This is a genomic window from Pseudomonas sp. LBUM1641 (assembly GCF_059716235.1).
In genome coordinates this window covers 5,669,409-5,682,352 of the sequence record NZ_CP166815.1, presented here as the reverse complement: position 1 = coordinate 5,682,352, position 12,944 = coordinate 5,669,409, and the positions used below count along the sequence as shown (strand labels likewise).

Here is a 12,944-nt window from a genome sequence, read left to right as displayed (position 1 = left end):
AGGAATATCGATCATGGCTGCTAAAGAAGTTAAATTCGGCGATTCCGCCCGTAAGAAAATGCTCGCCGGTGTGAACGTCCTGGCTGACGCAGTAAAAGCGACCCTGGGCCCTAAAGGCCGTAACGTGATCATCGAGAAGAGCTTCGGCGCTCCGACCATCACCAAGGACGGCGTTTCCGTCGCCAAAGAAATCGAGCTGAAAGATCGCTTCGAAAACATGGGCGCGCAGCTGGTCAAAGACGTTGCCTCCCGTGCCAACGATGACGCAGGCGACGGCACCACTACCGCTACCGTTCTGGCTCAGTCGATCGTCAACGAAGGCCTGAAAGCCGTCGCTGCCGGCATGAACCCGATGGACCTGAAACGCGGCATCGACAAGGCGACCATCGCCATTGTCAAAGAGCTGAAGTCCCTGTCCAAGCCATGCGCTGACACCAAGGCAATCGCTCAGGTCGGCACCATCTCGGCCAACTCCGACAGCTCCATCGGCGACATCATTGCCGAAGCCATGGAAAAAGTTGGTAAAGAAGGCGTGATCACCGTTGAAGAAGGCTCGGGCCTGGAAAACGAACTGTCGGTTGTTGAAGGCATGCAGTTCGACCGTGGCTACCTGTCCCCGTACTTCGTCAACAAGCCAGACACCATGACCGCCGAGCTCGACGGCCCGCTGATCCTGCTGGTTGACAAAAAGATCTCCAACATCCGTGAGCTGCTGCCAGTTCTGGAAGCTGTTGCCAAGGCCGGTCGCCCACTGCTGATCGTTTCCGAAGACGTTGAAGGCGAAGCCCTGGCGACTCTGGTTGTGAACAACATGCGCGGTATCGTGAAAGTGGTTGCTGTCAAGGCACCTGGTTTCGGCGATCGTCGCAAGGCCATGCTGCAGGACATCGCTGTTCTGACTGGCGGTACCGTTATCTCCGAAGAGATCGGCCTGAGCCTGGAAAGCGCTACCCTGGAACACCTGGGTAATGCCAAGCGCGTCACCGTGACCAAGGAAAACACCACCGTGATCGACGGTGCTGGTGTTGAAGCTGACATCCAGGCACGTGTTACCCAGATCCGCGCTCAAGTGGCTGATACCACTTCCGACTACGACCGTGAAAAACTGCAAGAGCGTCTGGCCAAGCTGTCCGGCGGCGTTGCAGTGATCAAGGTTGGCGCTGGTTCCGAAGTTGAAATGAAAGAGAAGAAAGCCCGCGTTGAAGACGCCCTGCACGCTACCCGTGCAGCCGTTGAAGAAGGCGTGGTACCTGGCGGTGGCGTGGCACTGGTTCGCGCTCTGCAGGCTATCTCGGAGCTGAAAGGCGACAACGCTGACCAAGACGTCGGTATCGCTCTGCTGCGTCGTGCTGTTGAAGCACCTCTGCGCCAGATCGTTGCCAACTCCGGCGACGAGCCAAGCGTAGTTGTCGACAAGGTCAAGCAGGGTTCGGGTAACTTCGGTTACAACGCTGCTACCGGCGAATATGGCGACATGATCGAAATGGGCATCCTGGACCCAGCTAAAGTGACTCGTTCGGCTCTGCAAGCGGCTTCGTCGATTGCCAGCCTGATGATCACCACTGAAGCAATGATCGCCGAGATCAAAGATGACGCTCCAGCTGGCGGCGGTATGCCAGACATGGGCGGTATGGGCGGCATGGGCGGCATGATGTAAGCCAGCCTTACCCCGATACTGAAAAACCCCGCCTGCAGCGATGCAGGCGGGGTTTTTTTTGATCGTTCCCACGCTCCGCGTCAGAATGCCGCCAGGGCCGCTCCGCGTCTCGCGTTAGCTGACGCCACGACGCCCGAGGAGTTTCTTGAACATGAAGCCGCGAGCCAGCATCAACTGCGAGGCAGGCGGCAAAGATGCCACGGGTCCCGGTGCCGCAGCGCCGGATGACGGATGGACAGGCACGTGCGTGGTTTTGTTGACGGGCGCAGGTCGGGGCCGCTCCCAATGGCCGGACATGACGACCATGCCCAACAGTTTTAGGGTGTTGCCGTAGTAGTCATGATCCCGGATGGACTGGCGTTGCAGGTTGTCCCAAATGTTATTGAGCCACAGCTGATTGTCGGGGCTGATCATTGCGCTGACCCCGAGCGCCGCCACAAAGGCCGGCTCATTCTGCGCTTCCTCGATTGAACTGCCGTCGATCCGGTAACCACTGTTGAAGTTGCCTGGCTCATCGCGGGTGGTGGCGCGTGCCCAGCGGTTGAAGGTAGTCAAGGTGTACAGCGCGCGAGGGTCACCGTACATCAGGTAATCCAGGCCGATGCGCCACGGGTAACGGGCGGCATTCCACGAGTAGCCGCCGTCGTATTGACCTTCCACCAACTCGGATCGCGCAGGGGTGATCGAGGTGTCCAGGTGGCTGATGAAGTCTGATACCAGGCCGCTGTTGGCGCTGTAGCGTTGGGTAAAGTCGCTGATGATCGAATAGGTTTTGTCGCGAACCGCCTGCCAGCGTTTATCCCCGGTCATGGCGAAAAAACTGTAGAGGTGCGACTGCATGAAATCCGAGGTGCGGGTGGTGTACTCAAGCTCCGGGTCGCCGTCGGTGCCGGCCCAGTCGCCGAGCATCAGATGCTGAGTCCTGGGGTGCACTTCGTGCTTCATGATCGCCGCCATGACCGTGTCCGCCTCGCTGCGGTAGTCAATGGTGCCTTGGCTGCCCCATTTCTGGTCGGCCAGCAGCAGGGCGTAGGCGATGTCCAGGTCGCCGTCGGTGGCACTGACGTCGCCGCGGAAAGGGTCGGTGGAGTCGCCGCAACCCTCGATCTGGTTCCAGGCCATCAAGCCGGGATCGGACGCTGCCGGGTGATCCTGGAAGTAGCGCACCATGCCGTCGAAGATTTTTTGGGCGTCTTCATCGTAGTCGGCCATCATCACTGTGAGCAGCATGCCGTAGCCATGAGCCTCTGACACCGTGATGGTGTTGGGCGCGGCGCCACCGCCCACCGGTTTGTGGTCGGCGTTGACCTTGACGAAATACCGGCCGCTGCCGCATTCCCCCGACAGGTACACCGCCTTCCAGTCCTTGTAGAACGTGACCAACTGCCGATCCATGATCGCCTGGGGCTGGCGATTGGGCAGGATGGTGCCGGGGTAGTAGGGCGCGTGAGTACTCTGGGCTGCGCTGCTGACTGACCATGAACCGGCGGCCATGCACAGTGATAACAGCAGCGTGGGCAGATGCCGTCTAGGGTGACGCATGAACTGACTCTCCAACCTGATCCAAAGGGCAAGGTCGCGAGGTTAGCGATAGCGCTGATGTTCCACTGTCACAGGCTGTAACAGCCTAACCCGGGCGCAACGCCAGGGTCAGGGTCAGGCGTGCGCCGCCCAACGGGCTGCGGGTGATCGACAGTTCCCCACGGTGCCAATGGGTGGCGCGCTTGGCCAGCGCCAGGCCCAGGCCAAACCCGCTGGGCTCGTCTCCGCCCATGGCCAGCCGCACGAAGGGTTCGAAGATTTTTTCGCGGTTTTCCGGTAACACGCCGGGGCCGTCATCGTCCACATGCAGCACCAGGTGCTGGTCCTGGCACGCAGCGCTGACGTTCACCCGTTCGCGGGCATAAGTGATGGCGTTGCTTAACAGGTTACGCACGATCAAGTGCAGCAGGGCCCGGTCGCCGATCAGCTCCAGTTCGGCCGGCTGGGTGTCCAGGGTCAGCAAGCGATGGTGCCCGTCGAGCAGGGCAAACTCCTGCTGTAGCCAGTCATGAATATTGATCGGCTCATGCTGCAGGTCGCTGGGTGCATCGGCGAGCCGGGCAAAGGCGAGGCTGGCGCGAACCAGCGATTCCAGCTCTTCGATGTCGGTTTGCAGGCGCTCTTGCAGGCGGGTGCGGGTGTCGGGGTCGGCACTTTTACTCAGCAGTGCCAGAGCAAACCGCATCCGGGCCAACGGCGTGCGCAGTTCGTGGGACACCGCCTGGGAAACCTCGCGATGGCGTTCACCCATCGAGGTGATGTCCTGGGCATGCTTGCGCAAGGTCTGCAGCAGCGGCGTCCATTCCAGGGTCATCGCCGGCAGCAGCGTGCTGGGCGTGCGGGCAAGGGCACTCATACAGGCGTTGAGGGTGTCGATGTCGTGGGTGTATTTGCGCCGGGCACGCAGGGCGATCCAGAGAAACAGCAATACCGGCAGGCCAGCAACACAGGCGGTCACCCAATACACCGGATATTGCAGCAGGTCCTTCACTTCGGCGGTTCCCCACATGGGGCCGAATTGAATCACCGTGTCATCGTCCAAGGGGAAGTAGGTGATGTCCTCATCACTGTTCTGCGCCGGTTGATGATGGTCGAGCATCACAATGGCTTCGGGCGGCAGCTCGATATCGTCCTTTTTCACCACGCTCACCGGGTACTGAAAGCGCGCTTGCAGCGACTCGACACGCGCCTCCCGTTGTTCGGCGGGCAAGGCCTTGAGTTGCTCGGCAACCAGATAACCCGGCCCGGCCATCAGGCGCAGAAAGCTGTAGTCGCCGATAAACACTGCAGCGTTGGTGCACAGCCACAACAGGTAAAGGGTGAGGGCGGCCCAACTGGTGCCGGCCGCGATCGCTATCCAAGGGCGCACTTTAGACAGCATGTTGACTCCCGCTCGGGATTTCGACGAACAGGTATCCCTGCGCCGTGATGGTCTGGATGGTCACGGGGCACTCAAGGCTCATGAGTTTCTTGCGCAAGCGCGACACCCGCATATCAATCGAACGGTTCAGGCCGTCGTACTCCAGGCCGCGCAGGCGCTGGAGCAGTTTTTCCCGGGTGAGCAATACGCCGCAGTGACGGGCGAAGATGGCAAGCAGCTCGAACTCGGCCACCGAAAACTGCAAGGGCGCCTCGCCAAGCCAGGCGAAGTGGTTGTTCAGGTCCAGTCGAAAAGCGCCCCACTGATAGTAGCTGCGAGGTGCCTGAGGATGGCGGCGCAGCAGCGAGCGGATCCTTGCCAGCAACAGTTGCGGGTCGATCGGCTTGACCACATAGTCGTCGGCCCCGGCGGCAAACCCCACTAATTGTTCGGCGTTCTCGTCCAGCGCCGTCATCATCAGGATCAACCCCGTGTAGTGGTCGCGAATCTGTCGGCACAGGGTGAAACCGTCGATGCCCGGCAGCATCACATCGAGGATCAACAGCGCGGGCTGCTCATCGCGGATACGTTGGGCGGCGCGGTCGCCACGGTGTTCCACGGCCACGGTAAACCCCTCGGCACGCAGGAACTCGGCGGTGAGTGCCGCCAGGGGCAGGTCGTCTTCGATCAGCAGCAGGGTATCGGACATGGCTCAGCGGGATCGTTGCCAAAAAAGTGCGCAGAGTGTTGCGCCCTTGGCCCCGGCGAGGCAAGGGCTGTTCATTAAGGCGTTACGGGCTGCTTATGGAGGGCGGGTTGTGGTGCTTTCACCGGTCGATACAGCAAGAAGTAATAGGCCCCCAAACAAATCAACCAGCTGAAAATCGCCGTCCACACGTTATGGGAAAAAAAGTGCGCGCCCTGCATCGTGCGGCTCACCGAAAGCACCGTGCCGAGGCCCAGTGCAAACATAAACGCCGGGCGTGCCATCCGTGGTCGGCGATCCCTCAGGGCAAAAAACAACGCAAACAGGGCAAACCCTGTCGCTGCATGCCCGCCCGGCCAGCAACGCCCCGGCTTGTCGGTCGCTGGCCTCGGGCTCAGCAACTCGCTGTAAGTCTCCTGCCCACCAAACTCCTTGACGCTCCACGGGCATTGCACCGCGGTCACCGTCTTCAACGGCGAAACAAACGAGGTGGCCAGTGCCAGCGAAAGCACCAGGCAGCCCAGTTCCCGGCGATAGGGTTTAAGCCGCTCAAAAATAAAAGCACCGGCAAGCCCGGCGATCGCCAGCACCGAAAACACGATCACCATCTGCTTGGCGCGATCGTGAAGAATGTCTTCCAGAAAAAAGCTGTGCCGGCCCACAAAGCCGCCTTCGGAAGCGTTGTAAAACAGCTTGGCGATGTCCATGTCCAGCGACGTCAGCTCCAGCAGCAGCATGGCCACCGCCAGCACGGCAGGCACACCGAGACACAGCCAGAAGTTGAGGGGTTGGGATACCGGACGAACAGCGATTGCTTGCATGGCGCACTCAGACTCTAAAAAAAGCCCCGGTCAGACTTGGGCGGGGCATTTTGGTTAGCGTGTACTCACCTGAGGAGCCTCGTCCTTGGGCGCCCTCCAGCTCAGCAACTGTTGTTTGTAGTCATAACTGGAGCCCTGGTAGTAGGTGATGGCCCGCTGGATCAATGGGTCATCGCTACCTACGCGGGTTTCATGGCTGTCGCCCAGTGCCTGGTCATGGCGACGCAGGCCTTGGCGTGGGCTGAGAATCGCCAGGTCATTGCCGTCGAACAACCCCAGGTACTGGTAATTGCCCACCACTACCCGTGGCGGCAGCGGGTTGTCTTGCAGCAGGTTGCGGCCAAAAAACGTCGACTCGTAGCTCAGGTTCAGCAAGCCCAGCAGGGTGGGCGCCAGGTCGATCTGGCTGGCCAGCTTCGCGTTCTCGCCGGCGTCCACCAGCTTGGGGGCGTAGATGAACAACGGAATCTGGTAGTTGACCATCGGCAGGTCTTCCTTGCCCGCGCTGCCCGCCGTGTGGTCGGCGACGAAGATAAAGATCGTGTTATCGAACCATGGCTTCTGGCGCGCTGCCTCCAGGAACTGGCCGATGGCGTGGTCGGTGTACTTCACCGCGCCGTCGCGTCCGTCACCGGATTTGATATCAATGCGGCCTGCCGGGTAGGTGTACGGGCGGTGGTTGGAGGTGGTCATCAGTTGCAGCAGGAACGGTTGCTGCTTGGCGTAGTCGGCATCCGCCAGTTTCAGCGTCTGTTTATAGAGGTCTTCGTCGGCCATGCCCCAGGCGTTTTTGAAGCTGATTTCCGCTTCGGGCACGCTGCTCTGGTCGACTACGCGGTAGCCGTTACCGCTGAAGAACGCGTTCATGTTATCGAAGTAGCCGCGGCCGCCGTAGACAAACACGCTGTCATAGCCGATGGCATTGAGCTGTTGGCCCAGGCTGCCGAACCCGCTTTCGCGGCCGATGCGCTTGACGATCGAACGTCCCGGCGTCGGTGGAATGGCCAGCGTGATGGCTTCCAGACCGCGGTCGGTGCGGGTGCCGGTGGCGTAGAAGTTATTGAAGTACAGGCTCTGTTTGCGCAGCGCGTCGAGGTTGGGCGTGAGGTTATTCGGGTCGCCGTTGCTGCCCATGTACTTGGCACTGAAGCTCTCGATGGTCACCAGTACGATATTGGGTTTGCGCAGCGTGCCCGGGTTGGTAATCGCGCGACGGATATCCAGTGGATCCGTGCCGATAAACCGTGCGTTGGGCTCGCTGAGTTCGGCGCGCAATTGCTTGGCGACCACATTGGCCGGCAGGCTCTTGTAGAACTGGTTGTAGTCCAGCTCGTTGTTACGGAAGGCGGCGAAGAACTGGTACGGGCCGTTGCTCGCCAGTTCATTGTTGTAGGCGTTACCGCCCTGGCTGCGCGGGCTGTCCTGGTTGATCAGTTGCAGGCTCAGGCCGGCCACCACCAACAAGCCAAGGGCGTTGAGCAGGCGTTTGCGCATGGCAGGCAACGGCGAGTTCATCGCCGCGTTGAACGGCTTACGCAAGGCCAGGCTCAAGACAATCGCCAGTACCGCCAGCAGGCTCAGCAACTTGCCGATCGGATAAGACTCCAACAGGTTGTTCAGCACCTCTTTGGAGTACACCAGGTAATCCACGGCGATGAAATTGAAGCGCACGCCGAACTCGTCCCAGAACAACCATTCGGCCACGCTGGTGAAGAGCATGGCGAACAGGCTGACGGTCAGTACCGCTTGCAGGAACCAGCGATGGCCCCGACGCCGCCACAAGCCTGGTGGGCACAGCAGCAAGTACAGGCCCAAGGGCAGGGCGGCATAGGCGAGGAAGCCGAGGTCATACAGCAGGCCCACGCCGAATACCGGCAGCAGGTTACCGCTGACTTCATCCAGATGGGTTACCAGCAGCAAGAGGCGGGTCAGTAGAAAAACCGCCAGCCAGGCACCGGTCACCAACAGCAAATAGCGCATTGGCGCCGTTTTTGGAAAACCCATGTCAATGTTCCTTATTTACGATGGGCGCGATCTTCGCGCTGACACTGTAGTCAGCTTGTGAACCTATAGTGAAAAACTCGTTAAGTTCCCCAATCGGTTGAAAACACTAATCGGTGCGGCCTTCAGGCCTAGCCGTGAGCCATACTTGGCCTTAAGCTGCGCGAGCCAACACGGCCGTTACCGCGTACGGAGACACTGCCCATGCGAATTTTATTGGTTGAAGACAACCGCGATATTCTGGCCAACCTGGCGGATTACCTGGGGCTGAAGGGCTACACCGTAGACTGTGCGCAGGACGGTTTGTCGGGCCTGCACCTGGCTGCCACCGAACATTACGACCTGATCGTGCTCGACATCATGCTGCCTGGCATTGATGGCTACACCTTGTGCAAACGCCTGCGCGAAGACGCGCGCCGCGACACGCCGGTGATCATGCTCACTGCGCGCGATCAACTGGATGACCGGCTGCAGGGCTTCAAGTCCGGCGCCGATGACTATCTGCTCAAGCCATTTGCCCTGTCGGAATTGGCCGCGCGCATCGAAGCGGTGCTGCGTCGTGCCCAGGGCGGCGGTCGCCGTGCGCTGCAAGTCGGTGACCTGAATTACGACCTCGACACCCTGGAAGTCACCCGCGAAGGGCGCCTGCTCAAGCTCAACCCGGTGGGCCTGAAGCTGTTGGCGGTACTGATGCAAAAAAGCCCCCACGTACTGCGCCGCGAGATTCTCGAAGAAGCCCTGTGGGGCGATGACTGCCCGGACAGCGACAGCTTGCGCAGCCACGTCCATCAACTGCGTCAGGTGATCGATAAACCCTTCGCCAAGCCGTTGCTGCAAACGGTGCACGGTGTGGGTTATCGCCTGGCCGAGGGTCGTGATGGAGTTTAAGCAAAGCCTTGCCCAGCGGATCATCATCGCCTTCGCCTTGATGAGCGCGTTGGTGGCGGGGGCCTTCGCCATGGGCATCGTCGCCACGGTGCACCTGGTGGAAGAAAAACTCATTTCGGCAGGCCTGGGCGGTGACTTGCAACGCCTGCTGCTGATGGACAGCGTCGAGGATTGGAGCCACCGTCCCGAGCCCGACCAATTGTTCTACTTCAGCGGCGGTCCCGGCGATTTCGAGCTGCCCAAGGATCTGCGCCATCTGGAGCCTGGTTTTCACGAGGTGTTTCGGGAGGCGCTGTCCTACCATGCCATGGTCGAGGTGGTCGACGGCCGCCGTTATGTCCTGTTGCAAGACCAGAGCGATTTCGAAGAGCGTGAGCGCGTGCTGTTTGCCGTGGTGCTGGTGGGGTTTGTACTCAGCCTGGCGTTGGCGGTATTCCTCGGCTGGGTGCTGGCGCGCAAGGTAATGGCGCCGGTGGTGCGCCTGGCCCGCCAGGTGCGGCACCGCGACCAGTTACTCGGCCTGGCGCCACCGCTGGCGCCGGATTACGCCGCGGATGAAGTCGGCGAATTGGCCGTGGCCTTCGACGCCACCCTGGGTCGTTTGCGCCAGGCATTGTCCCGGGAGCAGCTGTTTACCAGTGACGTGAGTCACGAATTGCGCACCCCGCTGATGGTGCTCGCCAGTTCCTGCGAACTGTTGCTGGAGAACCCGGCGATTGACCAGCGCGGCCGCAAGCAGGTCGAGCGCATTGCGCGGGCCTGTGAAGAAATGCGCGAACTGGTACAGACCTTCCTGATGCTGGCCCGTGCCCAGCGCGAGGAGGCCGGCATGTCGCCTCAGGCCAACCTGGCGCAGGTGGCGGAGGACTTGCTGGGGATCTGGCGTGAGCCGATCGAGCGCAAAGGCCTTGAGCTGATCTATCAACCGGGCAATCCACTGGATACCCGCTACAACGCGACCTTCCTGCACGCGGTCATGGGCAACCTTTTGCGTAATGCCCTGCACTACACCGAGCATGGCCTGATCCGCCTTACCCTGGAACCGAGCGGTTTTGTGGTGGAAGACACTGGCGTGGGCATTCCCGAGGACAAGCGCGAAGCGATGTTCGAACCGTTTGTGCGCGGCAGTGAAAAGCGCGGAGAAGGCCTGGGCCTGGGTTTGTCCCTGGTTCAGCGCATCTGTGAGAACCAGGGTTGGAGCGTCAGCCTCAGCACCATGGAGCCCAATGGCTGCCGCTTTCACGTCGAGTTGAGTCAGGTCAAAGCCTGATGGCTGCCCTGCCGCTAAGCTGCGGCAGACTCCCTCATTTTCGCCGAAGATGGCACCATGCCACGACTTGTGTCTGCAAAGTTTTGTAATGTATACGATTCGACAGGACAAGTTTTTCACAACGTGTTGACCTGTTGATCACAGGATTCTCCTTAAGGTTGTAGGCATCAGTAACTGGAGACCCGGTGATGCCTACCCCGATCAAGCTAGAATTTTCCGAAAAGTACGACGATCAGCACGCGCAGAATTATTTGCTCAAACATCAGGACAATCTGGCTCGCCGGTTGTCCCACAAACGCGACGAGCAATTGGCGCGTGGTGCGTTGGCCATGGCCGGTGAGCCTGGCCTGGTGCTGGACCTGCCATGTGGTGCCGGGCGTTTCTGGCCGCTGCTGGCCGAAAAGCCCAACCGTGTGATCATCGGCGCCGACAACTCAGCGTCGATGTTGAAGATCGCCACGGTCGCCCAACCGGCGGATGTGGTGAAACGGGTACGCCCCTTGCAGACGTCTGCCTTTGATATCGATTTGCCAGATAACGCGGTCGACAGTATTTTCTGCATGCGCTTGATGCACCACATTGGTGACCCCGAGCACAGGCTGGCAATACTGCGCGAATTTCAGCGTGTTACCCGCGATAGCGTGATTATTTCGTTGTGGGTAGACGGCAATTTCAAGGCCTGGAAACGCAAGCGTGCCGAAGTGCGCCGTCGCAAAAAAGGTGAGCAGGAAGGTTACCAAAATCGGTTCGTGTTACCGGCTGCTACTGTTGAGGCAGAGTTTGAGCAAGCCGGTTTCCGTGTTCAGGAATCCCTGGACTTCATACCGCTCTACGCCATGTGGCGAGTGTATGTATTGCGCAAGAGGTAACAGGATGGCTGTCGAGTGTTTACCAGGTAGTGAAGTAGCTCCCGAGGAGCGATTTGATTATTTCTGGCGCCAGCAGGGCGAGTGGGTCGAAGAGCCCAATCGTCGTCGCGGCGGCGAAAGTGGTGTGCAACGGGTGACGGGCACCAATGGTCGTTTGCTCTATAGCAAGCGCCAGACGGGCCATATCTACCGCAGTTGGCTCCATCCGTTTGGGCGCCCCACTGTGTTGCGTGAGCGTGACGCCCTGAAGGGCCTGCGTTTGCTGGATGTACGCGTGCCGGAGCTGGTGTTCTGCGAGGCCCGTCGCGACCCTGAGCACCAATGGAAGGCGTTGTTGGTGACGGCGTCGCTGGACGGTTTTGACGAGATCGAAAACTGGTACGCTGCGGGTGGTCGTGAGCAGTATGGCGAGTTGGTGCATGAGCGTTTGCTCAAGGAACTCGCGGGTACGTTGGCGCGGATGCACAAGGGTCGTTGGCAGCATGGTTGCCTGTATATCAAGCATATCTTTGTGCGGGTGACGGGTGAGGGTGACGCGGCGAAGGTTGAAGTGGCGCTGCTGGACTTTGAGAAGTGCCGCCAGCGTTTGACGGCTTTGCGGGCGGCCCGGCATGACATGTTGCAGTTACGCCGCCATTCGTCGTGGAATTCTACGGACTGGCAGAAACTCAGCTACTTTTACGAGACGGCGTTTGGCAGCGCTATCAAAGGTTTAACGTAATGAAGCTAGAAATTGCACGAGGTTTGTTTCTGTTGGGGGCTTTGGGCATAGCTGCCCTGGCTCTGGCTGCCTGGGAGCAGCCCCGGACACAAGTTCTCAGTGCGGTGCAGGGTGTCGGGCAGCAATGCCCGATGCCGCGGATCGCCAAGGTCGGTGTCGCGGCCAAGCCTGATCATGAGTTGTTGTTGTTCATGTTTGGGATGTCCCAAGGGATGAGGCCACAGAGTTGAAGAGATTGAAGCCCAAATAAAAGGCCTCGCTAGTTCGAGGCCTTTTATTTGGGCTTGGGTTTTTGGGTTGGTTGGTTGATCGAGTGCATATCCGTTGCTGCGGTAACGGCGGCTTATGGTTCCGCTCTTACAGCGGGTCACTTTTGGCAAACGCCCGGAATGCCGGCCCAGCCAAAAGTAACCAAAAGGTCTTTGCCCCACCACTCGGTGCCTCGCCCAGGCTCGGCATGCCCGCACTCCGGCCCGATTCCGCGGGCCGCCGCGACGGGCCATCCATGGCCCGGCGCGGCTAAATCGGCTTCCCTGCCGATTTACCCGCTCCACCGTGCCTGCTTGCGGCCATCGTGGTTAACGGGGCCCGCAGATCAAGATCAAAAGCAGAGCACAGCGGCCTACCGGCCGGCTTGAGTGGTAAAAGCGAAAGCAAAGCTGCTTTTCTGTAGGAGCGAGCTTGCTCGCGAAAAACCTGAGACCGCCGCGTTGAATCAGGATGCCAGCGTCATCGTTAACGACCTTCGCGAGCAAGCCCGCTCCCACATTTGGACCGTGCCTGCTTCTGATCTTGCTATTGCTTCACCACACTCAAGCCGGCCTGTAGGCCGCTGTGCTGTTGATCTTGCTTTTGATCTTGATCTTAGGCGCCCCGTTAAACCACGCTGGCCGAACGCAGGCAGTACGGAGCGGGTAAACCGGCAGGACGCCGGTTTAGCCGCGACGGGGCAGGGACGCCCCGTCGCGGCGGCCCGCTTCGTGCTGCCGGAGCTGAGGGCACTCCGAGCCTAGGCGAGGAGCCGAGTGGTGGGGCAAGAGCGTTTTGCTTACTTTTGCGCTGTTCAAAAGTGAGCCGCTGTAAGAGCGGAACCCATAGCGGCCATAACC

Annotated in this window: 11 protein-coding genes; 6 read left to right on the top strand and 5 right to left on the bottom strand. The window is 60.1% G+C overall.

Annotated features, from left to right (window positions below):
- Positions 1 to 13: 13 nt before the first annotated feature.
- Positions 14 to 1,657, top strand: a complete 1,644-nt coding sequence (gene groL / locus ACA046_RS26125; protein WP_076015366.1) for a chaperonin GroEL — start codon at positions 14 to 16, stop codon at positions 1,655 to 1,657.
- Positions 1,658 to 1,771: 114 nt separating this feature from the next.
- Here groL and ACA046_RS26120 read toward each other — a convergent pair whose 3' ends face one another.
- The 5 genes from ACA046_RS26120 to ACA046_RS26100 form a co-directional block, all read right to left on the bottom strand.
- Entirely contained in the window at positions 1,772 to 3,199 is a 1,428-nt protein-coding gene (locus ACA046_RS26120) for a family 8 glycosyl hydrolase (RefSeq protein ID WP_497675252.1), read from the bottom strand.
- 85 nt (positions 3,200 to 3,284) lie between these two features.
- Complete coding sequence (locus ACA046_RS26115; protein WP_459023417.1) at positions 3,285 to 4,580, bottom strand: sensor histidine kinase; 1,296 nt, start codon at positions 4,578 to 4,580, stop codon at positions 3,285 to 3,287.
- On the bottom strand, positions 4,570 to 5,268 hold the full coding sequence (locus ACA046_RS26110) for a response regulator (protein ID WP_497675251.1): 699 nt from the start codon (positions 5,266 to 5,268) through the stop codon (positions 4,570 to 4,572). The genes ACA046_RS26115 and ACA046_RS26110 overlap by 11 nt, the downstream gene beginning before the upstream one ends.
- 74 nt (positions 5,269 to 5,342) lie before the next feature.
- Positions 5,343 to 6,086 (bottom strand): phosphatase PAP2 family protein, encoded by a 744-nt coding sequence (locus ACA046_RS26105; protein WP_497675250.1) that lies wholly within the window; start codon positions 6,084 to 6,086, stop codon positions 5,343 to 5,345.
- Positions 6,087 to 6,140: 54 nt separating this feature from the next.
- Complete coding sequence (locus ACA046_RS26100; RefSeq protein WP_497675249.1) at positions 6,141 to 8,090, bottom strand: LTA synthase family protein; 1,950 nt, start codon at positions 8,088 to 8,090, stop codon at positions 6,141 to 6,143.
- 201 nt (positions 8,091 to 8,291) lie between these two features.
- Here ACA046_RS26100 and colR point away from each other — a divergent pair, with 201 nt between their 5' ends.
- From colR to ACA046_RS26075, 5 genes are all read left to right on the top strand, one after another.
- Positions 8,292 to 8,975, top strand: coding sequence for a two-component system response regulator ColR (colR, locus tag ACA046_RS26095; protein WP_003208587.1), 684 nt, complete (start codon positions 8,292 to 8,294; stop codon positions 8,973 to 8,975).
- Positions 8,965 to 10,245, top strand: coding sequence for a sensor histidine kinase (locus tag ACA046_RS26090; RefSeq protein WP_102369809.1), 1,281 nt, complete (start codon positions 8,965 to 8,967; stop codon positions 10,243 to 10,245). The genes colR and ACA046_RS26090 overlap by 11 nt, the downstream gene beginning before the upstream one ends.
- 188 nt (positions 10,246 to 10,433) lie before the next feature.
- The gene (locus ACA046_RS26085) at positions 10,434 to 11,114 is read left to right on the top strand and encodes a class I SAM-dependent methyltransferase (RefSeq protein ID WP_003208584.1); all 681 of its coding nucleotides are present in this window, start codon (positions 10,434 to 10,436) and stop codon (positions 11,112 to 11,114) included.
- 4 nt (positions 11,115 to 11,118) lie between these two features.
- A complete protein-coding gene (locus ACA046_RS26080; protein WP_076015358.1) occupies positions 11,119 to 11,835 on the top strand; it encodes a lipopolysaccharide kinase InaA family protein in 717 nt (238 codons plus the stop codon).
- Entirely contained in the window at positions 11,835 to 12,065 is a 231-nt protein-coding gene (locus ACA046_RS26075; RefSeq protein WP_008433604.1) for a hypothetical protein, read from the top strand. Before ACA046_RS26080 ends, ACA046_RS26075 begins: the two co-directional genes overlap by 1 nt.
- The last annotated feature ends 879 nt before the right edge of the window (positions 12,066 to 12,944 follow it).